Source organism: Oryzomicrobium sp., assembly GCF_036820405.1.
Lineage (GTDB): Bacteria > Pseudomonadota > Gammaproteobacteria > Burkholderiales > Rhodocyclaceae > Oryzomicrobium.
Map to the genome: position 1 here is coordinate 193,253 of NZ_DAISLS010000008.1, position 24,762 is coordinate 218,014.

The window sequence follows — 24,762 nt, forward strand, 5'->3', positions numbered from 1 at the left end:
TCAGTTCCTCAGTAGATGCGCGGCTCGCCCGGCGGGCGGGTCTTGAAGCGCTTGTGCACCCAGTAGTACTGCTCGGGCATGGTCAGCACCCAGCGCTCGATCTCGGCATTCATGCGCCGGGTATCGGCCTCCAGGTCGTCGGTGGGGTAGTCGGTCCACGGCTCGCCGAACTCCACCTCGTAGCCGGCGCCGTCGGGCAGGGCCCGGGTGACCACCGGCAGCACCGTTGCCCGGCCCAGGGTGGCCAGCCGGGGCAGGCCGGAGATGGTGGCCGCCTGGACGCCGAAGAAGGGCACGAAGATCGAATCCCGGGGGCCGTAGTCCATGTCCGGCAGGTAGTAGAACGGCCGGTGCGCCTTGAGCGCCCGGGCGATGCCGCGCACCCCGTCCTGGCGCGACAGCAGTTGCTGGTCGCCAAAGCGGGTGCGACCGTGCAGCAGCCACTTGTCCAGGATCGGGTTCTTCTGGTGGGCGTACATGCTGGCGCAGTCGTAGCTCATGGCGATGCGCGCGCCGCCCCAGTCCAGGCCGACGAAGTGGGGGGCGAGCAGAATCACCGGCTGGCCGACCAGGGCGTCGAAGCGCTCCTGGTTCTTGAAGCGCACCAGGCGGCGGATGCGCGCCTCGGGGGCGAACCACAGGATGCTGCGCTCGAGGAAGCTGCGCGCCACCATGGCGAAGTGGTCCTTGGCCAGGCGCACCCGTTCGGCGTCGGACAGGTGGGGAAAGCACAGCTTGAGGTTGGTCAGCACGACCTTGCGGCGCGGCGCGGCCAGCCAGTAGAACAGGCTGCCCAGCCCGCGGCCGATGGCGACAAAGGCCGGCAGGGGCAGCCAGTGCAGCAGCCAGAGCAGGCCCAGGGCGATGTAAGTGAAGAATTTGCTCATGCTGAGGTCGGCGGAGTGTTCATGGATGCAGCGGCATCGGCGTTCGGCGCCGGCGGTGCGCCGGACGGCTGCTTGTAGCGGTTGTAGGCCCACAGGTACTGGGTCGGGCATTCCCGGATCATGGCCTCCACCTCCCGGTTGATCTGGGCGGCGCGGGCCACGGTATCGCCTTCCAGGGGCGTGAGCGGCGGGCGGATGTGGTAGTGGTAACCCTCGCCGCCCGGCAGGCGCTCCATGTACACGAACAGGGTGGCAGCGCCGGTCTCGGTGAGCCGGGCCGCCAGGGTCATGGTGTAGGCGGGGCGGCCGAAGAAGGGCAGCCACTCGCCCTGGCCGGCGCCGGGGGCCTGGTCGGGCAGCAGGCCGACCATTTCCTTGTGCTTCAGAGCGCGGATCAGGGTGCGCACCCCGGCCAGATCGGCGGCGGCCACCCGCATCCGGTCGCCGCGCACCCGGCCGGCCAGGAGGAATTCCTTCATCCAGGCCTGCTTGGGCTCCCGATACAGCACCGTGATCGGCACCCCGTGGGCGTGGCGGGCCAGGTACTGGGCGGCGATCTCGAAGCAGCCCAGGTGGGGCGTGAGGAAGATCACTCCCTTGCCCCGGGCCTGGGCTTCGGCCACGTGTTCCCAGCCGCTCACCCGCTTGACCCGGTCGGTCACCGCCTCCAGGGAGGACAGCCAGGTGGAGGGCAACTCCAGGGCGCCCTTGCCGGACTCAGCCATCGCCTCCGGCAGCAGCCGGTCGGCCTCGGCAACCCCCAGGGCCAGGGCAAGGTTGGCCCGGGCCTGCTCCCGGACGCGGGGGGCGAAACGGTAGGCCAGCCGCCCGAGCATGGCGCCGGCGCCATGCAGCAGCGGCAGGGGCAGCCGGGCGATTCCTTTGAAAATAAGGCGGTAAATCAGGGACATGAATAGGGTCTTTAGTGCCCGTCGGCTTGACCGGGTCCGGCCAAAAAGCGAGAATTATCGGACCGCCGAGTTAAACGGACAACTTGCAGGGCGGCGCCGGCCATGAAAAACCGGCGACAAATACTGCTAAAGCGTCACCGCTCGCATCCCCGGAGCCGGTACGCCGGCAACAATCCGGGGATTTTGTTTTTGGAGCGTGCACCACTCATGTCGAACAACTACTTCTTCACTTCGGAGTCCGTCTCCGAAGGCCATCCCGACAAAGTCGCGGACCAGATTTCCGACGCCATCCTGGACGCCATCCTGACCCAGGACCCCAAGGCCCGCGTCGCCGCCGAGACCCTGTGCAACACCGGCCTGGTGGTGCTGGCCGGCGAGATCACCACCCACGCCAACGTGGACTACATCCAGGTGGCCCGGGACACCATCCGCCGCATCGGCTACGACAACACCGAGTACGGCATCGACTACAAGGGCTGCGCCGTGCTGGTGGCCTACGACAAGCAGAGCCCGGACATCGCCCAGGGCGTGGACAAGGCCCACGACGACGGCCTGGACCAGGGCGCCGGCGACCAGGGCCTGATGTTCGGCTACGCCTGTGACGAAACCCCGTCCCTGATGCCCCTGCCGATCTACCTGTCCCACCGTCTGGTGGAACGCCAGTCCCTGCTGCGCCGCGACGGCCGCCTGCCCTGGCTGCGCCCGGACGCCAAGTCCCAGGTCACCATCCGCTACGAGGACGGCAAGCCGGTGGCCATCGACACCGTGGTGCTGTCCACCCAGCACTCTCCGGACATCCCCCTGGACAGCCTGCGCGAGGCGGTGATCGAGGACGTGATCAAGCCCGTGCTGCCCAAGGAGCTGATCAAGGGCGAGATCAAGTACCTGGTGAACCCCACCGGCCGCTTCGTCATCGGCGGCCCGCAAGGCGACTGCGGCCTGACCGGGCGCAAGATCATCGTCGACACCTACGGCGGTGCCGCCCCCCACGGCGGTGGCGCCTTCTCCGGCAAGGACCCCTCCAAGGTGGACCGTTCCGCTGCCTATGCCGGCCGCTACGTGGCCAAGAACATCGTCGCCGCCGGCCTGGCCAGCAAGTGCCTGGTGCAGGTGTCCTACGCCATCGGCGTGGCCCAGCCGACCTCGATCATGGTCGAGACCTTCGGTACCGGCAAGGTAACCAACGAGAAGCTGACCGAACTGGTGCGCGCCCACTTCGATCTGCGCCCCAAGGGCATCGTGCAGATGCTCGACCTGCTGCGCCCGATCTACCAGAAGACCGCCGCCTACGGCCACTTCGGCCGGGACGAGCCGGAATTCACCTGGGAAGCCACCGACAAGGCGCAGATCCTGCGCGCCGCCGCCGGGCTGTAAAGCAGGGCAAGCAAGGCCCGGTTCCGGCGCCAGCCGGGACCGACCGCGACGGGGAGCTTCGGCTCCCCGTCATCGTTTCGGCCGGCCGAGCCTGGGCTGGCCGGTCCAGACAGGGGGAGCGTGGCGTATTTCTTTGGTCCGTTCCGGCACGTGCCTATAAACTAGGCAGCCTACCCATTTCAGATACGCGCATGCTCAAGCGAATCTCGGTCGACCATCTGCGGGTCGGCATGCACCTGCACGAACTCTGCGGTTCCTGGATGGAGCACCCGTTCTGGCGCTCCGCCTTCCTGCTCGAAGACCCGGAAGACATCCAGCGCATTCTCGACAGCAGCATCCGCGAGGTGTGGATCGACACCACCAAAGGCTTCGACGTGGCCGAAGGCCAGGCCAAGGAGGAATCCGACGCCGCGGTGGAGCGCGAGCTGCTGCGCGCCGCCGGCAGCGAGCCCGCGCCGGCTATCGAAAAGGTCTCCATGTCCATGGAGCTGGAACGGGCCGCCCGCATCTGCGCCAAGTCGCGCCAGGCGGTCACCTCCATGTTCCAGGAAGCGCGCATGGGCAAGGCCCTGGACGCGGCCAACGCCCAGCCCCTGGTAGACGAGATTTCCAATTCGGTGCTGCGCAACCCCGGCGCCCTGATCAGCCTGGCCCGACTCAAGACTGCCGACGACTACACCTACATGCACTCGGTGGCGGTCTGTGCCCTGATGATCGCCCTGGCCCGGGAACTGGGCCTGAGCGAACCCGAAGTGCGCGAAGCCGGCATGGCCGGCCTGCTCCACGACCTGGGCAAGATGGCCATCGACCCGGCCATTCTCAACAAGCCGGGCAAGCTCACCGACGCCGAGTTCCTAGCGGTGAAGAGCCATCCGGCCGAAGGCCACGCCATGCTGCTGGCCGGCAGCGGGGTGAGCGACGTGGCCCTGGACGTGTGCCTGCACCACCACGAGAAGATCGACGGCAGCGGCTACCCGGAGCGCCTCAAGGGCGACCAGATCAGTCTCTACGCCAAGATGGGCGCGGTCTGCGACGTCTACGACGCGATCACCTCGAACCGCCCCTACAAATCCGGCTGGGACCCGGCCGAGTCCCTGCGCAAGATGGCCGAATGGGCCGAGGGCCACTTCGACCCGGCGGTGTTCAAGGCCTTCGTCAAGACCGTGGGCATCTACCCGGTGGGCTCCCTGGTGCGCCTCGAATCGGGCCGCCTCGGGGTGGTCATGGAGCAGAACCCCAAGTCCCTGCTGGTGCCGCGCCTCAAGGTGTTCTACTCGACCAAGGCCCAGGCGCGCATCCGTCCCGAGATCGTGGACCTGGGCCAGCCCGGCTGCCATGAAAAGATCGCCAGCCGGGAAGACCCGGAAAAGTGGCGCTTCCCCGACCTCAACCAGCTCTGGGGCGGCCCCGCCGAACCCCTCTGACCCGCCCCGGGCGGCGCCGGGCATTGAGCAAACCGCGCCGGGGACGTATCATCCGCCTTCTTCCGAGGAGCGTTGCAGCCGGTCCGCCGTTTGGCGACCGACCGGTCAGGCTCGGAAGGTGCCCGGCACCCTGCCGTGGCACCCAGGTCAACGGCGCTCACCCGCATATGTCTTTCAACCCTGCCGGGTTCGGAGACGGGTGAGCAGACTGCCGCACCCCCATCCCCCCGGCCACACGATCCGGAGTTCTATATGAACGCTGTGGCTGACCTCAAGGGCGACTTCTGCGTCGCCGACCTCTCCCTGGCCGACTGGGGCCGCAAGGAAATCCGCATTGCCGAGACCGAAATGCCCGGTCTGATGGCGATCCGCGAAGAATTTTCCGCCAAGCAGCCCCTGAAGGGCGCCCGCATCACCGGCTCCCTGCACATGACCATCCAGACGGCGGTACTGATCGAGACCCTGACCGCCTTGGGCGCCGAAGTGCGCTGGGCCTCCTGCAACATCTTCTCGACCCAGGACCACGCCGCCGCCGCCATCGCCGCCAGCGGCGTGCCGGTGTTCGCCATCAAGGGCGAATCCCTGGAAGACTACTGGGACTACACCCACCGCATCTTCGAGTGGCCGGCGGCGGCGAATGGTGAAAAAGTCTTCAGCAACATGATCCTCGACGATGGCGGCGACGCCACCCTGCTGCTGCACCTGGGCGCCCGGGCCGAGAAGGACCTGTCCGTGCTCGACAACCCGGACAGCGAGGAAGCCGTGGTGCTGTTCGCCTCCATCCGCGCCAAGCTGAAGACGGACCCGACCTGGTATTCGACCCGCCTGGCCCAGATCAAGGGCGTCACCGAGGAGACCACCACCGGGGTGCATCGCCTCTACCAGATGCACGCCAAGGGCGAGCTGAAATTCCCGGCCATCAACGTCAACGACTCGGTCACCAAGTCCAAGTTCGACAACCTCTACGGCTGCCGCGAGTCCCTGGTGGACGGCATCAAGCGCGCCACCGACGTGATGATCGCCGGCAAGATCGGCGTGGTGCTCGGCTACGGCGACGTGGGCAAGGGCTGCGCCCAGTCCCTGCGCGGCCTCGGCGCCACCGTCTGGGTCACCGAGATCGACCCGATCTGCGCCCTGCAAGCCGCCATGGAAGGCTACCGCGTGGTGACCATGGACGAAGCCGCCGCCCTGGGCGACATCTTCGTCACCACCACCGGCAACGTCGGCGTGATCACCCACGGCCACATGAAGGCGATGAAGAACAACGCCATCGTCTGCAACATCGGCCACTTCGACTCCGAGATTGAAGTCGCCAGCCTGCGCCAGTACGAGTGGGAAAACATCAAGCCCCAGGTGGACCACATCATCTTCCCCGACGGCAAGCGCCTGATCCTGCTGGCCGAAGGCCGCCTGGTGAACCTGGGTTGTGCCACCGGCCACCCCAGCTTCGTCATGAGCAACTCCTTCGCCAACCAGACCCTGGCCCAGATCGAGCTGTACGCCAAGACCGAGCAATACCCGGTGGGCGTATACGTGCTGCCCAAGCAGCTCGACGAAATGGTCGCCCGCCTGCACCTGAAGAAGATCGGCGCCAACCTCACCGAGCTGACCGACGCCCAGGCCGCCTACATCGGCGTGCCCAAGAACGGTCCCTTCAAGCCCAACCACTACCGCTACTAAGCGGCCCACGTCCCAGCCGGCGCCCCACGTCAATGCGCGGGGCGCCGGCTGGGCGACCGAACACCTTGCTGGCGCGGCGCCTTCCCTCGCTGAGGAAGTGCTGCGCCCTTGCGGAGCCACACCATGGACGGACTCTCGGCTTTTGCCACCCTCACCGCCGTGCATCTACTGGCGGCGGCGACGCCCGGCCCCGACTTCGCCATGGTAGTCCGCCAGTCGCTGCTCGCCGGACGGCGGGCGGGACTGCTCACCAGCCTGGGCATCGCCCTGGGGCTGGCGGTGCACATCGCCTATTCCGCCGCCGGCCTGGCGGCCCTGATCGCCCACTCGGCCGCCTGGCTCGCCGCTCTCAAGCTGGCCGGCGGCGCCTACCTGCTCTACCTGGGCTGGAAGGGCCTGCGCGCCCGGCCGGCCACCTCGCCGGGCAGTGACGACGCGCCGGAAGGCACCGCCGCGCCCGAGTCGGCCCTGCGCCACCTGGGCCGGGGCTTTCTCACCAACGCCCTCAACCCCAAGGCGCCCCTGTACTTCCTCGCCCTGTTCACCCTGGTCCTCAGCCCGGCCACGCCCCTGCCGCGCCTGGCCGCCTACGGCCTGTGGCTGATGGCGTTGCAGTTCGCCCTGGTCACCCTGTTCTTCACCCAGCCCCGGGTGCGCGCCGCCTTCCTGCGCTGCGGCCACTGGCTGGAGCGGGCCTTCGGCGCCGCCCTGGCGGTGCTCGGCCTGCGCCTGTTGCTGAGCGCGGAACGCTGAACCGACACCGGCCATGACCATGGATTCCTTCCACCGCCGCGCCCAGCGCGCAGCCCCGGCGCACAAGGCGCCCGCCTCTCACGCCCGTCCCGCCGGCCGGCAGCGCGCCGACCAGGCCCTGGTGGCCCGGGGGCTGGCCGAATCGCGCACCGCCGCCCAGCGCCTGATCGCCGCTGGCCGGGTGCTGGCCGACCTGGGCAAGGGCTGGGAGGCCGTGGCCAAGCCCAGCCTGGAACTGGCCGACGACACGCCGCTGCAACTCCTGCCCGGCGACGAGGATCGCTACGTATCCCGCGGCGGCCTCAAGCTGGCCGGGGCCCTGGCCGCCTGCGCCATCGACCCGGCGGGGCAGACCTGTCTCGACCTGGGGCAATCCACCGGCGGCTTTACCGACTGCCTGCTGCACGCCGGTGCCGCCCGGGTGGTGGGGGTGGAAGTAGGCCACGGCCAGATCCACCCGCGCCTGGCGGGCGATCCCCGGGTCGTCACCCTGGAAGGCATCAATGCCCGGGCCCTGAGCCCGGCCGACCTGGGCGAGCACTTTCCCGCCGCCGGCTTCGACCTGATCGTGGGCGACCTGTCGTTCATCTCCCTGACCCTGATCCTGCCCCGGGTGCCAGCCCTGCTCGCTCCGGGCGGCACCCTGCTGCTGCTGGTCAAGCCCCAGTTCGAAGTGGGGCCGGACAAGCTGGCCAAGGGCGGGCTGGTCAAGGACGCCACCCTCTACCCCCAGGTGGAGGCGCGCATCCGCGCCGCCGCCGCCGACCTCGGCCTCACAGTGCACCACTACGTGGACAGCCCGATCACCGGCGGCGACGGCAACCGGGAATTCTTCATCCACGCCGGCCGCGCCTGACACCTGAATCCATTATTCCAAGACTGCAAGACTGACAACCAACGCCATGACCACGCCCACCATGACGCCCGCGACCCTGCCCATCTCGATCGAATTCTTCCCGCCGCAAACCCCGGAAGGCGCGGACAAGCTGCGCGCCACCCGGGCCCGCCTGGCCGCCATCAATCCGGAATTCTTCTCGGTGACCTACGGCGCCGGCGGCTCGACCCAGGAGCGCACCTTCGCCATCGTGCGCGAGATCCAGGATGAGGGCCGCGCCGCCGCCCCCCACCTGTCCTGCGTCGGCGCCACCCGGGAAAGCATCCGCGAAATCCTCGCCGGCTTCCGCGCCCAGGGCATCCGCCGCATCGTCGCCCTGCGCGGCGACCTGCCCTCGGGCATGGCCAGCCTGGGCGAATTCCGCTACGCCAGCGACCTGGTGAGCTTCATCCGCGCCGAGACCGGCAGCGCCGCCGAGGGCGGCTTCCACCTGGAAGTGGCGGCCTACCCGGAGGTGCACCCCCAGGCCGCCTCGTTCGAGTCCGACCTGGCCGCCTTCGTCACCAAGGCCCGCGCCGGGGCCGACTCGGCCATCACCCAGTTCTTCTACAACCCGGACGCCTACGCCCACTTCGTCGCCCGGGTACGGGACGCCGGGGTGGAGATTCCGATCGTGCCGGGCATCATGCCCATCGCCAGCTACACCAAGCTGGCCCGCTTCGCCGACCAGTGCGGCGCCGAGATCCCGCGCTGGGTGCGGCGCCAGTTCGAGGCCTACGGGGACGATGCGGAAGCGGTGCGGGAATTCGGCCTGGAGGTGGTCACCGGCCTGTGCCGCACCCTGATCGCCCAGGGCGCGCCGGGGCTGCACTTCTACTGCCTCAACCAGGCCGACCTGACCCTGGAGATCGTGCGCCGCCTCAAGGCGTGACGGGTTGCGGCCGGACGGACGGCCGCCGGGACCACGATGCGGGGTAGCGCAAACCGCTGCCCCAAACCCTAGAACTGGCGCGGGGTTTCAGACAGCCTGTCCGAAACCCCGCGCCAGTTCTCATTCTCCAGCCGCCATAGCTGAAAGTCCGCGCCCCGCCTAGACCTCCAGCAGGTTTGCCTGGCGGGCCACCACCTCGGGAATATCCCCCGCCGGGATCGGCCGACTACAGTAGTAGCCCTGGTACTCGTCGCAGGACAGATCGGCCAGGTAGGCCAGCTGCTCGGCGGTTTCCACCCCTTCGGCGGTGACCTGCATGCCCAGGCTGCGGGCCAGGCCGACGATGGCGGTGACGATGGCGGCATCGTTGGCGTCGGTGCTCAGGTCGCGCACGAAGGCCTGGTCGATCTTCAGCCGTTGCAGGGGGAAGCGCTTCAGGTAGGCGAGGCTCGAATAGCCGGTGCCGAAGTCGTCAATGGCCAGCTGCACCCCCATGTCCGACAACTCCCACAGGTGCGAGATGGCCTGCTCGGTGTTGTCCATCAGGGTGGATTCGGTGATCTCCAGCTCCAGGCGGTGCGCCGCCAGCCCTGCCTCTTCCAGGGCGGCCTTGACCTGGGTGGGCAGCTGGCTCTGGCGGAATTGCAGGGCGGACAGGTTCACCGCCACCCGCAGGTCCAGGCCCTGCTCTTGCCAGCGCGCCGTCTGGCGGGTGGCCTCCTTGAGCACCCAGTCCCCCAGGCTGAGGATCAGCCCGGATTCCTCGGCCACCGGGATGAAGCGGGCCGGCGAGATCAGGCCCTTTTCCGGATGCTGCCAGCGCACCAGGGCCTCGACCCCCACCACCCGGCCGCCGGCCACTTCGACCTGGGGCTGGTAGGCGAGAAACAGCTGGCCCGCGGCCAGGGCGTGGCGCAGGTCGTTTTCCAGGGCGAAGCGGTCCAGGGCCTGGGCGTTCATTTCCGGGGCGAAGAAGCGGAAGCCGCCCCGTTCCGCCTCCTTGGCGTGGCGGGCGGCGGCGTCGGCGTCGCGCAGCAGGCCGGCGCCGTCCCGGGTGTCGTGGGGGAACAGGCTGATGCCGGCGGTGACGGTCACCTCCACCGGCTGGGTGCTCAGGTCGTAGCGCCGGCACAGGTCGCCGAGCAGTTGCTGGGCGCGCCAGGCGGCCCGGTCCACGCCGCAGCGGGGCAGCAGCACGGCGAATTCGTCGGCGCCCATGCGTGCCGCCATCTCCCCTTCCTGAATCGCCGTGCCGAGGCGGGCGGCGATGGCCTGGAGCAGCTCGTCCCCGGCCCCCGGCCCGAGGGAATCGTTCACCGCCTGGAAGCGATCCACGTTGAGCAGAATCAGGGCCAGCTCCTCCCGGTCGAAGGCGGCCTCCTCGATGGATCGGTGCAGGCGCTCCTGGAGCATCACCCGGTTGGGCAGGCCGGTGAGCAGGTCGAAGTTGGCGAGGAAGCGGATGCGCTCCTCGGCCTCCTTGTAGCGGGACAGGTCGGAGCTGACGATGACGTAGTGGGTGAGGCGGCCGGCGGAATCGCGCAGGGTGGTGACCGAGTGCCACAGGGCGATCTGCTCACCCCCCTTGCGGGTGTGCCAGACCTCGCCCTGCCACATGCCGCGGATTTCCGCCTCCTGCCACATGCGTTCGTAGAAAGCGCCCTCGTGGCGGCTGGAACGGAGCATGGCGGGGGGCTTGCCCACCACCTCGTCGGCCTCGTAGCCGTTGATCCGGGTGAAGGCCGGGTTGACCCGGATGATGCGGTGCTCGGCGTCGGTGATCATGATCGCGTCGTTGCTGCTGGCGATCACCTGGGCAGCCAGGCGCAGGGAGGCCTCGGCCTGGCGGCGCTCGTCGATCTCCCGCGACAGGGCGGCGTTGCTGGCGGCCAAGGTCTCCTGGTGGCGACCGATCTCGTCCATCATCCCGGCCAGGGCGGCGGACAGCCGGCCGATCTCGTCGCGCCCCGGCTTGGGCAACTGGGCCAGGGCCTCGGCCTTGGCCCGGCCACCGTCGAAGGCCCGGGCCGCGTCGCTCAGGGCTTGCAGACGGCGCGCCACCAGCCGGTCGAGAACGGCCCACAGCAGCAGGCAGAGCAAGGCGATGCCGGCGCCAATGACCAAAAAGCGCCGTCCCGCTTCCCACCGTGCCAAGTCCTTGGCCACGCCCAGGTCGTACTCCAGGTACAGGTAGCCCACCCGGGTGGCGCGCAGTTCCCCCGGAGGCGGCGGCAGGCGCAGGGGGTAGATCGACCACAAGGTAGTGCGCTCGGGGGACAGCAGCACCTCACCGGCCATGCGCAGGCCGGCGGCGGCGAAATGCTCGGCCGGGGGCATGCCCGGCAGCGAGGCGAAATCGGCCCCCTTGCGGTTGAAGCGGCTGGCAAGCTGCACCCGCAGCCGGTCGTCCAGCACCATCGCCTGGCGCAGGTGGGGCATGGCGGAAAGGCGCACCAGGGTGCGCTCGGCGGCGGCGCTGTCGCCGGCGATGATCTCGTCCTCCACCTCCGCCGCCAGCCGGTCGCCGTTGAAGGCGGCCAGGGACGTCACCTGCTGCTCGACCTCGGCGGCGCTGCGCACCCGGTCGGTCAGGTAGAAGCCCAACCCGAGCAGGGAGGCGAAGGCGAGCAGGGCGACCGGCAGGCCGTGGCGTAGCTTCATGAGCGGCCTCCGCCCTGGGGCAGGATGGCGGCGTCGCGCACCAGCCGGTCGTCGAGCACGCTGGCCGCCGGCGCCTGGCGCAACCAGCCCTGCTGCTCCATGAACGCCACCAGCCGGCCGGCCTGGACGTCCAGTTCCCCCCGGGGGGCCAACAGTCTCCGGTTCTGCTCGATGTCCGGCAGGATCATGCCGGCCAGGGCCTGGCGAAACTGGTCGGGAGTGAGGTTGCTGCGGTGGGCCCCCTGGGCGATCACCGTCGCGTCGCCGCCGATCAGCCGCTGCTGGGCCCGGCCCAGGCCGTGGACCAGGGCCGCCACGTCGCCGGGCCGCTCGTCCAGGGCGGCCTGGCGCACCACCAGCACGTCCACGATCTCGTTGGGCATGGCGGTGCTGTCGTAGAGCACCCGGGCACCGCCGGCGGCGAGCCGGGAACGCACCGGCTCGCAAGTAGCCAGGGCATCCACCTCGCCGCGCTGCAAGGCGCGCTGCTGCTTGTCCAGGGAAAGCGGCACCACGGTCACGTCCCCCGCCGCCAGCCCGGCCGAGTTCAGGGCCCGGTAGAGCAGGAGGGAGGCGGTGGTGTTGGGCTCCAGCCCGATCCGCCGCCCCCGCAGGGCGCCCAGGGATTCCAGCCCAGGCTGGGCCACAACGGCGTCGCCGCCGGCGGACACGTCGAACACCAGCACCACCTTCACCGCCTCGCCGTTGCCCACCAGGGTCAGGGCCTCGTCCAGGGTCAGGGCGGCGGCGTCCAGGGTGCCGTTGCGGAAGGCCCGCATCACCTCGCCGGTGGCGGGAAAGTCGAGCACCCGCACCGCCGCTTCGCTGACCAGCCCCTGGTCCCGGGCCAGGAACAGTGCTTCGTAGCCCGGCCAGGGGTTGGCCCCCACCGCCAGGGGTAGCCGCGGCTTGTCGCAGCCCGCCAGCAGGGCCAGGCCGAGCAGCATCAGCAGGCAGCGGCAAAGACGCCCGCCCGCCATGGCGGCGGCGCGACCGGACCGAAAAAAGGGGAAAGCCATGGGGGTAAAAAGGGACAGGCGGGGAATAACAGGAAGGAATATGCCTGAATCCTATCGCCCGATCATGACTTGCCTCAAGGAATATCGCCGTAAACGAAAACGCCGGCTCCGCCTTGCGGCGGGCCGGCGATGGCCGGATATCTTGCCGGCCGCGACCGCAGCCGATGCGCTGCGGCGCGGGTCGGCACCCTCAACGGCGGCGCGATCCGCTGCCGCCGAGGATCGAGCCGAGCACGCCGCGCACAATCTCCCGACCCACCTGAGAGCCGAGGGCCCGGGCCGCCGACTTGGCCAGGGTTTCCACCAGGGAGTCGCTGCGCCGCCCGCCCTTGGCCGCCGGGGCGCCGCCGAAGATGTCGCCGAGCACGTCCCCAAGGCCGCCGCCCGACGGGGCCGGCGCCGCCGTTCCGGCCGGGGCGCCGTCGGCGGAACCCGGGGTCTGGGCACTGCGGCCGCGCAGGATTTCGTAGGCGCTTTCCCGGTCGATCGCCTGCTCGTAGTGGCCGAACAGCAGGGAGCCCTTGATCACCGCGCCGCGCTCGTCGGCCGTCAGGGGCCCGATGCGCGAGGCCGGCGGCAGGACGAAGGCCCGCTCGACCATGGCCGGCCGGCCCTTCTCGTCGAGGAAGGAGACCAGGGCCTCGCCCACCCCCAGTTCGGTGATGGCCGCAGCGGCGTCGAAGGCCGGGTTGGCGCGCAGGGTCTCGGCGGCGGTCTTGACCGCCTTCTGGTCCCGGGGCGTGAAGGCGCGCAGGGCGTGCTGGACCCGGTTGCCGAGTTGGCCGAGGACCTTCTCGGGAATGTCCAGGGGGTTCTGGCTGACGAAATAGACGCCCACGCCCTTGGAGCGGATCAGCCGCACCACCTGCTCGATCTTTTCCTGCAGGGCCGGCGGCGCCTCGTTGAAGAGCAGGTGGGCCTCGTCGAAGAAGAACACCAGCTTGGGCTTATCCACATCCCCCACCTCGGGCAGGCGCTCGAACAACTCCGAGAGCAGCCAGAGCAAAAAGGTGGAGTACAGCCGGGGCTGCTGCATCAGGGAGTCGGCGGCCAGCACATTGACCACGCCGCGGCCGTTGCCGTCGGTCTGCATCAGGTCGGCGATGTCAAGCATCGGCTCGCCGAAGAACACCTCGCCCCCCTGCTCGCCCAGGGTCAGCAAGCCGCGCTGGATGGCGCCGATGGAGGCGGCGGAGATGTTGCCGTACTCGGTGGTGAAGGTCTTGGCGTTGTCGCCGACGTGCTGGACCATGGCGCGCAGGTCCTTCAGGTCGAGCAGCAAGAGGCCGTTGTCGTCGGCGATCTTGAACACCAGCTGCAGCACCCCGGCCTGGGTGTCGTTGAGGTTGAGCAGCCGGGCCAGCAACACCGGCCCCATGTCGGAGATGGTGGCCCGCACCGGGTGGCCCTGCTTGCCGTAGACGTCCCAGAACACCACGGGCAGCGCCTGGGGCGCCCAGTCGGCGACGCCCAGGCTCTTTAGCCGCTCGGCCAGCTTGGCCGATTCCTGCCCTGGGGCGGCGACGCCGGACAGGTCGCCCTTCACGTCGGCGAGGAACACCGGCACGCCAATGGCCGAGAAGCGCTCGGCCAGCACCTGCAAGGTGATGGTCTTACCGGTGCCGGTAGCGCCGGTGATCAGGCCGTGGCGGTTGGCCAGGGCGGGCAGCAGGCACAGATCCTCGGCCTGGTGCCGGGCAACGGGAAGGGGAGCAACCATGGGGGAGAGCCTCGCTATGCTAGAATTTTGCGATTCTAAAACGCTCTTGCATCCGTATCAGAGCGGGTTTTCGACACTACATCACGTTTGAGGTGAGCTATGGCCGGGCATTCCAAATGGGCCAACATCCAGCATCGTAAAGGCCGGCAGGACGCCAAGCGCGGCAAGGTCTTCACCAAGCTGATCAAGGAAATCACGGTAGCGGCCAAGATGGGCGGGGGCGACCCGGCCATGAACCCGCGCCTGCGCCTGGCGATCGAAAAGGCCAAGGGCGAATCGATGCCCAAGGACAACATCGACAACGCCGTGAAGCGCGGCACCGGCCAGCTCGAAGGTGTCAGCTACGAGGAAGCCCGCTACGAAGGTTACGGCATCGGCGGCGCGGCGGTGATCGTGGATTGCCTCACCGACAACAAGGTCCGCACCGTGGCCGACGTGCGCCACGCCTTCTCCAAGTACGGCGGCAACATGGGCACCGACGGCTGCGTGGCCTTCCAGTTCAAGCACTGCGGCCAGCTGATGTTCGCCCCGGGCACCGACGAGGACGCCCTGATGGAAGCCGCCCTGGAAGCCGGTGCCGACGATGTGGTGAGCAACGACGACGGTTCCATCGAGGTCATCACCGGCCCCTGGGAATTCACCACCGTCAAGGAAGCCCTGGAACGCGCCGGCTTCAAGGCCGAATTCGGCGAGGTGAGCATGAAGCCCCTCAACGAGTCGCCCCTGTCCGGCGACGATGCAGTGAAGATGCAGAAGCTGCTCGACGCCCTTGAATCCCTGGACGACGTCCAGGAGGTGTACTCCTCGGCGGTGTTCGAGGACTGAGCCTCCCGAGGCGAAAGACGAAGCGGCGCCCGGCGCCGCTTCGTCGTTTTGGCCCCCGGCCTTTCCAGCCTTTTTCTCCAACCCCGACGCCTGTGCCCACCCTGCGCCCGCTCCTGCCGCTCCTCTTCGTCCTGTTGTGGAGCACCGGCTTCATCGGCGCCAAGTTCGGCCTGCCCTACGCCGAGCCCCTCACCTTCCTGCTCGCCCGCTACGTGCTGGTGATCGCCCTGATGCTGGCGGTGGCCCTGGCCACCCGCGCCCCCTGGCCGAAGGAGCCGCGCCAGTGGCTGCACATCGCCGTCACCGGGGTGCTGCTGCATGCCTGCTACCTGGGCGGGGTGTTCGTCGCCATCGGCCTGGGCCTGCCCGCCGGGGTCACCTCCCTGGTAGTCGGCACCCAGCCCCTGCTCACCGCCCTGGGCGCCGGCTTGCTGCTCGGCGAGAAGGTCACCGGTCGGCAATGGCTGGGGCTGGCCCTGGGCTTCGTCGGCGTCGCCCTGGTGGTCTCCAGCAAGCTGGCCGGCCTGCCCCTCGGCGCCCTGCTGCTGCCGGCCCTGTTCGCCCTGGCGGCGATCACCGCCGGCACCCTGTACCAGAAACGCTTCTGCCCCCACTTCGACCTGCGCACCGGCGCGGTCATCCAGTTCGTGCCCACGGCCCTGGTCACCGCCCTGGCCGCCGCGGCCAGTGGCGAATCGTTCCACATCGCCTGGAGCGGCCAGTTCGTCTTCGCCCTGCTCTGGCTGGTGCTGGTGCTGTCGGTGGGCGCCATCAGCCTGCTCAACCTCTTGATCCGCAGCGGCAGCGCGGTCAACGTGGCCAGCCTGTTCTACCTGACCCCGCCGACCACGGCCATGATCGCCTGGGCCGCCTTCGGCGAGACCCTCACCGGCGCCGCCCTGGTCGGCATGGCAGTGGCGGTGAGCGGTGTCGCCCTGGCGCGCAAGTGAGCCGGCCGTGACCTTGCCCGCGCCCACCACCCTGCGCATCCTCGGTATCGACCCGGGGCTGCGCATCACCGGCTTCGGCGTCATCGACGTCACCGGCAGCAAGCTCGCCTACGTGGCCAGCGGCTGCATCCGCACCGACGACAAGGCCGGTCTGCCCGAGCGGCTGGCCACCATCGCCCGGGGCATCGACGCCATCGTCGCCGCCCACGCCCCGGGCCAGGCGGCCATCGAGGAGGTGTTCCTCAACCGCAACCCCTGGTCCACCCTGCTGCTCGGCCAGGCCCGGGGCGCCGCCATCACCACCCTGACCCTGGCCGGCCTGCCGGTGGCCGAATACGGCACCATGCAGATCAAGCAGGCGGTGGTGGGCCACGGCCGGGCCGACAAGACCCAGGTGCAGCACATGGTGCGGCGCCTGCTGCAACTGCCCGGCGACCCGTCGCCGGACGCGGCCGACGCCCTGGCTTGCGCCATCTGCCACGCCCACGGCGGCCTGGGCATGGGCGCCCTGCCCACCGCCGGCCGCCGCCGCGGCGGCCGGCTGATGGCCAAGGACCTGGCCCGCCTGCCCGGCGCGGCCACCCTCTCAACCTCTTCCGGGAACAAGAAATGATCGGACGACTCGCCGGCACCCTCATCGAGAAAACCCCGCCCCAGGTCCTGGTGGACGTGGGCGGCGTGGGCTACGAGGTGGACGTGCCCATGAGCACCTTCTACAACCTGCCCGGCCTGGGCGAAAAGACCGTGCTGCTCACCCATCACGTGGTGCGCGAAGACGGCCACTTCCTGTTCGGCTTCCTCACCGCCGAGGAGCGAGCCACCTTCCGCCAGCTGGTGAAGATTTCCGGGGTCGGGCCGAAGATGGCCCTGGCCGTGCTCTCCGGCCTGTCGGTGAGTGAGCTGGCCGCCGCCGTGTCGCGCCAGGAAACCGGGCGGCTGACCAAGATCCCCGGGGTAGGCAAGAAGACCGCCGAGCGCCTGCTGCTCGAACTCAAGGACAAGCTCGCCCCGGTGGGCGCCGCCGCCGGTGCCGCTGGCGCCCTGGCCCCGGACGCCAGCCACGACATCCTCAATGCCCTGCTGGCCCTCGGCTACAATGAGCGCGAAGCCGGCCAGGCCATGGACAAGCTGCCTGCCGGCGTTTCCGTTTCCGACGGCATCCGCCAGGCCCTCAAGCTCCTGGCCAAGACCTGAGTTGCCTCCGCCCCGGCCTCTGCCCTGATCCGTCCGTCCCCCGATGATCGAAACCGACTCCTTTTCCGCCCCCGCCAACCGCCTGATCGCCCCCGGCGCCGCCTCCACCCAGGAGGAGGCCATCGAGCGGGCGCTGCGGCCGAAGCGCCTGGCCGACTACGTGGGCCAGGCCAAGGTGCGGGAGCAACTGGAGATTTTCATCCAGGCGGCCCGCAAGCGCGGCGAATCCCTCGATCACGTGCTGCTGTTCGGCCCCCCCGGCCTGGGCAAGACCACCTTGGCCCACATCGTCGCCCAGGAGATGGGCGTCAACCTGCGCCAGACCTCGGGCCCGGTGCTGGAACGCCCCGGCGACCTGGCGGCGATCCTGACCAACCTGGACGCCAACGACGTCCTGTTCATCGACGAAATCCACCGCCTGTCGCCGGTGGTGGAGGAAATCCTCTACCCGGCCCTGGAGGACTTCCAGATCGACATCATGATCGGCGAAGGCCCGGCGGCCCGCTCGGTCAAGCTCGACCTGCCGCCGTTCACCCTGGTGGGGGCCACCACCCGGGCCGGCATGCTGACCAACCCGCTGCGCGACCGCTTCGGCATCGTCTCGCGGCTGGAGTTCTACAACGCCGCCGAGCTGACCCACATCGTCAGCCGCTCCGCCGGCCTGCTCAACGTAGCCATCGAACCCGACGGCGCCCTGGAGATCGCCAAGCGCTCCCGGGGCACGCCGCGCATCGCCAACCGGCTGCTGCGCCGGGTGCGCGACTACGCCGAGGTCAAGGCCGGCGGCGTGATCACCGCCCCGGTGGCCGACGCCGCCCTGTCCATGCTCGACGTGGACCCAGCCGGCCTGGACATGATGGACCGCAAGCTGCTCGAAGCCGTCATCGACAAGTTCGGCGGCGGCCCGGTCGGCGTGGACAACCTGGCGGCGGCCATCGGCGAGGCCCGGGACACCATCGAGGACGTGCTGGAACCCTACCTGATCCAGCAGGGCTACCTGCAACGCACCCCCCGGGGGCGCATGGCCACCGCTGCCATCTACCGCCACCTGGGTTTCCGCCCCCCCGCCGGACTGCCCGCCGAAGCCACACCCCAGCTGTGGGACGAGAAAAGCTGAGCCGCCTTTCCTCCGGATTTGCAACAACTGGTTACAGTGCGTTACAGCCCAGGTTTCTCGCTCGCTTTCCAGACTCCTAAAATAGCGCCTTCATGCCCGCCCACGAACAAAAGCCCAACGCCTTCACCTGGCCCGTCCGGGTCTACTACGCCGACACCGATGCCGGCGGCGTGGTCTACCACGCCACCTACCTGGATTTCCTCGAACGCTGCCGTACCGAATGGCTTCGCCAGATCGGCCACGACCAGCGCGACCTGGCCCGGGACCACAACCTGGTGTTCGTGGTGCGCAACATCAACATCGACTACCTGCGCCCGGCCCGTCTCGACGACCTGCTCGACGTCGGCCTGGAGGTCGACAAGCTCGGCCGCAGCCAGGTGGTGTTCCGCCAGCACGTGCGCCGCGCCAGCCCGGACGCTCCGTCCGGCTGGGAAGAACTGGTCACCGCCACGGTGCAGATCGTCTGCGTGGACTTCGCCAAGATGAAATCGACTCCCATCCCCGACTGGCTGCGCGCCAAATTCGAGACCCTGCAATGAACGTCACCCAAGACCTGTCGATCCTGCACCTGATCACCAACGCCAGCGCCGTCGTGCAGCTGGTGATGGCGCTGCTGGCCGGCGTCTCCTTCATGTCCTGGTACTACATCTTCCGCAAGTGGTTCGCGGTACGCCTGGCGCGCAACAAGACCGAGCAGTTCGAGCGCGACTTCTGGTCCGGCGGCGATCTGGCCAACCTGTACCAGAGCGCGGTCAACGACCGCCACCACGCCGGCGCCATGGAGCGCATCTTCGAATCCGGCTTCCGCGAATTCACCAAGCTGCGCGGCCAGAAGAACCTGGAAGCCAAGGACGTGGTGGACGGCTCGCGCCGCGCCATGCGCGCCACCTACCAGCGCGAGGTGGACGGCCTGGAAGACCACCTGGCCTTCCTCGCCTCGGTCGGCTCGGTGTCCCCCTACGTGGGCCTGTTCGGCACGGTGTGGGGCATCATGCACGCCTTCCGCGGCCTGTCCAACGTGGGCCAGGCCACCCTGGCCTCGGTGGCTCCCGGCATCGCCGAAGCCCTGGTGGCCACCGCCATCGGCCTGTTCGCGGCGATCCCCGCGGTGCTCGCCTACAACCGCTTCGCCTACGACATCGACCGGCTGTCCACCCGTTTCGAGAGCTTCATGGAAGAGTTCTCCAACATCCTGCAGCGGCAGATGCGCTAAGGGTCCGAGTCCATGCGTCCCCGCCGTCTCAAGAACGAAATCAACGTCGTCCCTTACATCGACGTGATGCTGGTGCTGCTGGTGATCTTCATGGTCACAGCGCCGATGATGCAGACCGGCTCGATCGACCTGCCCACCGCCGCCGCCGGCAACGAAACGCCGCAGAACCCGGTGGTGGTGTCCCTCAAGGCCGACCAGTCGATCGTCCTCAAGGACGGCTACAACGGCCCCGAGCAGTCCGTGGACAAGCGCGACATCGCCCGCACCGTGGTGGAGCTGCAAAACGGCAACGACGAGCGTCCGGTGGCCGTGGTCGGCGACAAGTCGGTCAAGCTCGAACTGCTCGCCGAGGTGCTCGGCCAGCTCAAGGAATCGGGCGTCAAGCGGGTCGGCATGGACGTCCAGGTCACCCCGACCGCCGGCAAGCGCTGATCCTCCTCCAATGTCCGCCCTGCACTACCTCGACACGGCCCCGGCCCCGGGAAAACGGGCGAGCCTCGTGCTCGCCGTCGCCGTGCACGTGGCCCTGGCGATCTTCCTCATCGTCGGCGTCTCGTGGCGCTCGACCCCGCCGGCCTCGGTCCAGGTGGAGCTGTGGAACGCCACGCCGGGGCTGGTGACCGCCGCGCCCAAGCCGAGCGCCCCGCCGCCGCCTCCCCCGCCCGAACCCAAGGTCGCGCCCAAGCCGGCCCCAGAGCCGCCGCCCCCAGTCAAGCCGGTGGCCAAGCCCGACATCGCGGTGAAGAAGGAGCCGGAGAAGAAGCACGAGCCAAAACCCGAGCCCAAGCCCGAACCGAAACCGGAAAAGAAGCCGGAACCGAAGCCCGAGCCCAAGCCGGAGAAAAAGCCCGAGCCGAAACCCGAACCCAAGGCCGAGAAGAAGCCCGAGCCGCCCCGTCCGGACTTCAGCTCGGCCATCAACGATGAGCTGAACCAGGTCAACAAGAAGGTTTCCCGGCAGCAGAGCGACAACCGGCTGAAGAACCTGGCCGAAGCGGAAACCGCCACGGTGGCGCGCAACATCGGCCGCGGCGACTACGCCGCCAAGATCAGCGCCAAGGTGCGCGGCTACGTGGTGTTGCCGCCCAACGTTCAAGGCAACCCGGAAGCGGTGTTCCAGGTGGAGCAGCTGATCACCGGAGAGGTGATCAGCGTCAAGCTGCAAAAGAGCAGCGGCAATCCGGCCCTCGACGCCGCGGTGGAGCGCGCCATCCACAACGCCTCGCCGCTACCCAAGCCGGACTCGGGCCAGCCCGACCGCGTGATCACCATCAAGTACCGCCCCCGGGAAACCTAAGGTTTTATAATGCTTTTTTTTCGCGGCGCCCCACCGGCTGCCGCCTGAACCCCGATATCGCCCATGACGACTCCCCGATTCCTGTCGCGCCGCTCCCTGATCCAAGGGCTGCTTGCCGCCCTGGCCCTGTCGGTCCTGCCCCACGTGGCTCACGCCCAGCTGACCGTCGAGGTCACCGGCGCCGGTGCCAACCGCATTCCCATCGCCATCGCCGATTTCGGCGGCGAACCGGGCCTGTCCCGCGCCCTGACCACCGTGGTGCGCGGCGACCTGGAACGCAGCGGCCTGTTCAAGATGATCGACCCGGGCAGCCAGGCGCTGACCGAGAACAGCGCCGTGGACTACGGAAGTTGGAAGGGCCGCGGCGCCGACGCCCTGGCCGCCGGCAGCCTGGCCAGCGGCGGCGATGGCCGCATGGAGGCCCGTTTCCGCCTCTATGACGTGACCCGCCAGCAATCCCTGGGCGGCGCCGCCTACCTGACCAGCACTCCGGCGCTGCGTGCCGCCGGCCACCGTATCGCCGACTTCATCTACGAAAAGCTCACCGGCGAACCCGGCGTCTTCTCCACCCGCATCGCCTACGTGGTCAAGACCGGTTCCCGCTACGCCTTGCAGATCGCCGATGCCGACGGCCAGAACGCCCAGTCGGCCCTGGTCTCCAAGGAACCGATCATTTCCCCGGCCTGGTCCCCCGACGGCGGCCGCCTGGCTTACGTGAGCTTCGAGAACAAGAAGCCGGTGGTGTATGTGCACAACCTGGCCACCGGACGGCGCCAGGTGGTGTCCAACTTCAAGGGTTCCAACTCGGCCCCGGCCTGGTCCCCCGACGGCAACCGCCTGGCGGTGGTGCTGACCAAGGACGGCGGCTCCCAGATCTTCGTGCTCAACGCCGACGGCTCCGGGGTCACCCGGCTGATGACCTCGTCCGGGATCGACACCGAGCCCCAGTGGTCCGCCGACGGCCGCTACGTCTATTTCACCTCCGACCGGGGCGGCCAGCCCCAGATCTACCGGGTCGCCACCAGCGGCGGCGCGGCGGAGCGGGTCACCTTCGAAGGTTCCTACAACGTCAGCCCGCGCCTGTCCCCGGACGGCCGGCTGCTTGCCTACATCACCCGCGGCGCCGGCGGTTTCCGCCTGGCAGTGATGGACCTGAACTCCCGCCAGACCCAGGTCCTCACCGACTCCTCCCGCGACGAATCCCCCAGTTTTGCTCCCAACGGACGCATGATCCTGTTCGCCACCGAAATCGGCGGCCGGGGCGTGTTGTCCGCCGTATCCGCCGATGGTCGCATCAAGCAGCGCCTGTCGATCGCCGCCGGTGACGTGCGGGAGCCAGCCTGGGGTCCCCTGGTCAAGTAGCCCCGGCCGTCCGTCACCGTCTGACCACTTCCTCCTCTACGCTCTTCCTTTCGGAGAACACAATGCGTTTCGCTCAAACCTCTGCCATTACCGCAGCCCTGCTCGCCGCCCTGGTGACCGGTTGCTCCACCACCAGCACCGAAGGCCAATCCGGCGCCGCCGTGGAAACCCGCACCCCGACCGCCACCTCCTCCGGCGTGGGCAACCAATCCGGCGCCCTGTCCCCGCTCAAGGACCCGAACAACATCCTGTCCAAGCGCAGCGTCTACTTCGACTTCGACAAGTATGAAGTGAAGGCCGAGTACAAGCAGCTGGTGGCCGCCCACGCCAAGTACCTGTCCGAGAACAAGTCCGCCAAGATCCTGATCCAGGGCAACACCGACGAACGCGGCTCCCGCGAGTACAACCTGGCCCTGGGCCAGAAGCGTGCCGACGCCGTGAAGAAGGCCCTGAACCTGCTCGGCGCCAAGGATGACCAGATCGAGTCCGTCTCCCTGGGCGAAGAGAAGCCGAAGGCCGAAGGCCACGACGAAGCGGCCTACGCCGAAAACCGTCGCGCCGACATCCTCTACAACGGCGAGTACTAAGATGGTTGGCCTGCGACCCACCTCTCCCCACGCGCCTGCCGCCCGCCTGTCGCGGACGGCGGCGATCCTGGCGGCTCTGTTGGTCGCAGGCCTGTCGGCAGCGCCCACGGCACACGCCGGCATGTTCGACGACGACGAGGCCCGTCGCCAGATCGCCGATCTGCGCGCCGAGTCCCGTGCCCGCCTCGACAAGCTGGAAGCGGCCAACCGCGCCCAGCTAGAGCTGTCCAACCAGCTCGACAACCTCAAGTCCGACGTGGCCCAGCTGCGCGGCCAGGTGGAAATGCTCACCTACGAGCTGCAGCAGGCCCAGCAGCGGCAAAAAGACTTTTACCTGGACCTGGACACCCGGCTGCGCAAGTTCGAGCCCCAGGCCCAATCCGGCGGCGATGCCCCGGCTGCCGGCGGCGACGCCCCCGCAGCCCAGGCTCCGGCCAAGCCGGCCGCCAATCCCCAGGCCGAAGCCAAGGAATACGAAGCGGCCCTGACCCTGTTCAAGGGCGGCAAGTACAAGGAAGCGGCCAACGCCTTCGACGCCTTCGGCCGCGCCCATGCCCAGAGCGACTTCGCCCCCTCGGCCCAGTTCTGGCTCGGCAACAGCTTCTACGCCCAGCGCGACTGCAAGAAGGCGATCGCCGCCGAGCAGGTGGTGCTGAGCAAGTGGCCCGACCACGCCAAGGCGCCGGATGCCCTGCTGACCATCGCCAACTGCCAGCAGGAGCTGGGCGACGCCAAGGGCGCCCGCCAGTCCCTGGAGCGCCTGGCCGCCAAGTACCCGGACAGCCGGGCCGCCCAGTCCGCCAAGGACCGGCTCAAGAAATAAGCAGCACGCAAAGGAAGTACCCGAGGTGGAGAATCACCGTCAGCTGACCCTGCGGATCAGCGAAATCTTCTATTCCGTTCAGGGCGAAGCCTCCCGGGTCGGCTTGCCGACGGTGTTCGTCCGCCTCACCGGCTGCCCCCTGCGCTGCGTCTGGTGCGACACCGCCTACGCCTTCACCGGCGGCGAGACCCAGACCATCGGCCAGATCCTCTACGAGGTGGCCAAGTACCCGACCCACCACGTCTGCGTCTCGGGCGGCGAGCCCCTGGCGCAGAAGAACTGCCTGCCCCTGCTCGCCGCCCTGTGCGACGACGGCTGCGACGTGTCCCTGGAAACCTCAGGCGCCCTGGACATCGCCAAGGTGGACCCCCGGGTGGCGCGCATCATGGACCTGAAGGCGCCGGACTCCGGCGAGGTCGCGCGCAACCGGCTCGCCAACCTGGCCCACCTCACTCCCCGGGACGAAGTGAAGATCGTCATCGCCTCCCGGGGCGACTACGACTGGGCCAAGGCCCAACTGGACGAGCACGCTCTGGCCGACAAGTGCCCGGTGCTGTTTTCCCCGGTGGCGGGCCAGCTCGAACCGCGCCAGCTGGCCGAGTGGATCCTGGCCGACGGCCTGCCGGTGCGCTTCCAGGTGCAACTGCACAAAATCCTTTGGGGTAACATGCAGGGCAAGTGAGCCCGCCCCGGCCGCATCCCCGCGGCCACGGGGCTTGAGGAGCCCTGCCATGTCCGACCAGCCCGCCCATCCCACCGCCCTCGTTCCGCCCACCGGCCAGGAGCGCCGCCACCATGCCCGGGTGGTCTACCGGGGACCGGCCCGGCTGCTCACCCGCCAAGGCCGGCTCGACGGCGAAGTGCTCGACCTGTCGTTCAAGGGCGCCCTGCTCGCCCTGGACGCCCCGCCGCCCATCGGCACCCAGTGCACCGTGGAAGTCCCCCTCGGCGACGCCGGCCCGGTGGTGCGCCTGGAAGGCCACATCGCCCACGTCGAGGCCACCCACCTGGGCCTCTTCTGCGAGCGCATCGACCTGGACAGCGCCTGCCACCTGCGCCGCCTGGTCGAACTCAACCTGGGCGACCCGGACCTGCTCGAACGGGAGCTGGCCGCCCTGGCCCACGGCCACTGATCCCGGGGCGGCCCCCGCCGCCCGCCTGCCACTGCTGCGAATTGACCTGCCCGGGGTTTATCCCCA

The 24,762-nt window shown here is 69.0% G+C and carries 24 protein-coding genes, 1 pseudogene and 1 riboswitch; of the genes and pseudogenes, 20 read left to right on the forward strand and 5 right to left on the reverse strand.

What is annotated here, in order from left to right; all coding sequences use genetic code 11:
- Positions 1–8 precede the first annotated feature (8 nt).
- Both V7Z98_RS09545 and V7Z98_RS09550 read right to left on the reverse strand, forming a co-directional pair.
- Positions 9–887, reverse strand: a complete 879-nt coding sequence (locus V7Z98_RS09545; RefSeq protein WP_334157784.1) for an LpxL/LpxP family acyltransferase — start codon at positions 885–887, stop codon at positions 9–11.
- Positions 884–1,801, reverse strand: a pseudogene (locus tag V7Z98_RS09550) (lysophospholipid acyltransferase family protein); the annotation flags it as partial. The gene V7Z98_RS09545 and the pseudogene V7Z98_RS09550, both read right to left, overlap by 4 nt.
- Positions 1,802–2,005: 204 nt before the next feature.
- On the opposite strand from V7Z98_RS09550, the gene metK reads away from it, so the two are divergent.
- From metK to metF, 6 genes are all read left to right on the forward strand, one after another.
- The gene (gene metK / locus V7Z98_RS09555) at positions 2,006–3,172 is read left to right on the forward strand and encodes a methionine adenosyltransferase (protein WP_334157785.1); all 1,167 of its coding nucleotides are present in this window, start codon (positions 2,006–2,008) and stop codon (positions 3,170–3,172) included.
- A 191-nt stretch (positions 3,173–3,363) separates the two neighbouring features.
- Complete coding sequence (locus tag V7Z98_RS09560) at positions 3,364–4,596, forward strand: HD-GYP domain-containing protein (protein WP_293263623.1); 1,233 nt, start codon at positions 3,364–3,366, stop codon at positions 4,594–4,596.
- Positions 4,597–4,654: 58 nt separating this feature from the next.
- Positions 4,655–4,762, forward strand: a riboswitch (S-adenosyl-L-homocysteine riboswitch).
- A gap of 86 nt (positions 4,763–4,848) precedes the next feature.
- Positions 4,849–6,276 carry an adenosylhomocysteinase gene (gene ahcY, locus V7Z98_RS09565; protein ID WP_334157786.1) on the forward strand — a complete coding sequence of 476 codons (1,428 nt, stop codon included), beginning with the start codon at positions 4,849–4,851 and terminating at the stop codon, positions 6,274–6,276.
- Between the two features lie 123 nt (positions 6,277–6,399).
- On the forward strand, positions 6,400–7,029 hold the full coding sequence (locus V7Z98_RS09570; RefSeq protein ID WP_334157787.1) for a LysE family transporter: 630 nt from the start codon (positions 6,400–6,402) through the stop codon (positions 7,027–7,029).
- Between the two features lie 13 nt (positions 7,030–7,042).
- Complete coding sequence (locus tag V7Z98_RS09575; protein WP_334157788.1) at positions 7,043–7,885, forward strand: TlyA family RNA methyltransferase; 843 nt, start codon at positions 7,043–7,045, stop codon at positions 7,883–7,885.
- A 46-nt stretch (positions 7,886–7,931) separates the two neighbouring features.
- Positions 7,932–8,795, forward strand: coding sequence for a methylenetetrahydrofolate reductase [NAD(P)H] (gene metF / locus V7Z98_RS09580; protein ID WP_334157789.1), 864 nt, complete (start codon positions 7,932–7,934; stop codon positions 8,793–8,795).
- A gap of 159 nt (positions 8,796–8,954) precedes the next feature.
- Here the strand turns inward: metF and V7Z98_RS09585 are convergent, their stop codons facing one another.
- The 3 genes from V7Z98_RS09585 to V7Z98_RS09595 form a co-directional block, all read right to left on the reverse strand.
- Positions 8,955–11,456, reverse strand: a complete 2,502-nt coding sequence (locus V7Z98_RS09585) for a putative bifunctional diguanylate cyclase/phosphodiesterase (RefSeq protein ID WP_334157790.1) — start codon at positions 11,454–11,456, stop codon at positions 8,955–8,957.
- Positions 11,453–12,475, reverse strand: coding sequence for an ABC transporter substrate-binding protein (locus V7Z98_RS09590; protein ID WP_293263629.1), 1,023 nt, complete (start codon positions 12,473–12,475; stop codon positions 11,453–11,455). Before V7Z98_RS09590 ends, V7Z98_RS09585 begins: the two co-directional genes overlap by 4 nt.
- 190 nt (positions 12,476–12,665) lie before the next feature.
- Positions 12,666–14,195: a helicase HerA-like domain-containing protein gene (locus tag V7Z98_RS09595; protein WP_334157791.1), complete on the reverse strand. Its 1,530-nt coding sequence runs from the start codon at positions 14,193–14,195 to the stop codon at positions 12,666–12,668.
- 99 nt (positions 14,196–14,294) lie between these two features.
- On the opposite strand from V7Z98_RS09595, the gene V7Z98_RS09600 reads away from it, so the two are divergent.
- The 14 genes from V7Z98_RS09600 (at position 14,295) to V7Z98_RS09665 (ending at position 24,696) form a co-directional block, all read left to right on the forward strand.
- The gene (locus V7Z98_RS09600) at positions 14,295–15,020 is read left to right on the forward strand and encodes a YebC/PmpR family DNA-binding transcriptional regulator (protein ID WP_334157792.1); all 726 of its coding nucleotides are present in this window, start codon (positions 14,295–14,297) and stop codon (positions 15,018–15,020) included.
- A gap of 92 nt (positions 15,021–15,112) precedes the next feature.
- Positions 15,113–15,970 (forward strand): DMT family transporter, encoded by an 858-nt coding sequence (locus tag V7Z98_RS09605; protein WP_442951827.1) that lies wholly within the window; start codon positions 15,113–15,115, stop codon positions 15,968–15,970.
- Between the two features lie 7 nt (positions 15,971–15,977).
- Positions 15,978–16,583: a crossover junction endodeoxyribonuclease RuvC gene (gene ruvC, locus V7Z98_RS09610; RefSeq protein ID WP_334157793.1), complete on the forward strand. Its 606-nt coding sequence runs from the start codon at positions 15,978–15,980 to the stop codon at positions 16,581–16,583.
- Positions 16,580–17,164: a Holliday junction branch migration protein RuvA gene (gene ruvA / locus V7Z98_RS09615; RefSeq protein WP_293263633.1), complete on the forward strand. Its 585-nt coding sequence runs from the start codon at positions 16,580–16,582 to the stop codon at positions 17,162–17,164. The genes ruvC and ruvA overlap by 4 nt, the downstream gene beginning before the upstream one ends.
- Positions 17,165–17,207: 43 nt before the next feature.
- The gene (ruvB, locus tag V7Z98_RS09620) at positions 17,208–18,281 is read left to right on the forward strand and encodes a Holliday junction branch migration DNA helicase RuvB (protein WP_334157794.1); all 1,074 of its coding nucleotides are present in this window, start codon (positions 17,208–17,210) and stop codon (positions 18,279–18,281) included.
- Between the two features lie 92 nt (positions 18,282–18,373).
- Positions 18,374–18,820, forward strand: coding sequence for a tol-pal system-associated acyl-CoA thioesterase (ybgC, locus tag V7Z98_RS09625; protein ID WP_334157795.1), 447 nt, complete (start codon positions 18,374–18,376; stop codon positions 18,818–18,820).
- Positions 18,817–19,494: a protein TolQ gene (tolQ, locus tag V7Z98_RS09630; protein ID WP_293263636.1), complete on the forward strand. Its 678-nt coding sequence runs from the start codon at positions 18,817–18,819 to the stop codon at positions 19,492–19,494. Before ybgC ends, tolQ begins: the two co-directional genes overlap by 4 nt.
- Before the next feature lie 12 nt (positions 19,495–19,506).
- Positions 19,507–19,926 carry an ExbD/TolR family protein gene (locus V7Z98_RS09635; RefSeq protein WP_334157796.1) on the forward strand — a complete coding sequence of 140 codons (420 nt, stop codon included), beginning with the start codon at positions 19,507–19,509 and terminating at the stop codon, positions 19,924–19,926.
- Positions 19,927–19,936: 10 nt separating this feature from the next.
- Positions 19,937–20,791, forward strand: coding sequence for an energy transducer TonB (locus tag V7Z98_RS09640; RefSeq protein ID WP_334157797.1), 855 nt, complete (start codon positions 19,937–19,939; stop codon positions 20,789–20,791).
- Between the two features lie 63 nt (positions 20,792–20,854).
- Positions 20,855–22,153: a Tol-Pal system beta propeller repeat protein TolB gene (gene tolB, locus V7Z98_RS09645; protein WP_334157798.1), complete on the forward strand. Its 1,299-nt coding sequence runs from the start codon at positions 20,855–20,857 to the stop codon at positions 22,151–22,153.
- Positions 22,154–22,215: 62 nt separating this feature from the next.
- Complete coding sequence (gene pal / locus V7Z98_RS09650) at positions 22,216–22,740, forward strand: peptidoglycan-associated lipoprotein Pal (RefSeq protein WP_293263640.1); 525 nt, start codon at positions 22,216–22,218, stop codon at positions 22,738–22,740.
- A 1-nt stretch (position 22,741) separates the two neighbouring features.
- Positions 22,742–23,563 (forward strand): tol-pal system protein YbgF, encoded by an 822-nt coding sequence (ybgF, locus tag V7Z98_RS09655; protein WP_334157799.1) that lies wholly within the window; start codon positions 22,742–22,744, stop codon positions 23,561–23,563.
- Between the two features lie 25 nt (positions 23,564–23,588).
- Complete coding sequence (gene queE, locus V7Z98_RS09660; RefSeq protein ID WP_334157800.1) at positions 23,589–24,245, forward strand: 7-carboxy-7-deazaguanine synthase QueE; 657 nt, start codon at positions 23,589–23,591, stop codon at positions 24,243–24,245.
- 49 nt (positions 24,246–24,294) lie between these two features.
- The gene (locus tag V7Z98_RS09665) at positions 24,295–24,696 is read left to right on the forward strand and encodes a PilZ domain-containing protein (RefSeq protein ID WP_334157801.1); all 402 of its coding nucleotides are present in this window, start codon (positions 24,295–24,297) and stop codon (positions 24,694–24,696) included.
- Positions 24,697–24,762: the final 66 nt, after the last annotated feature.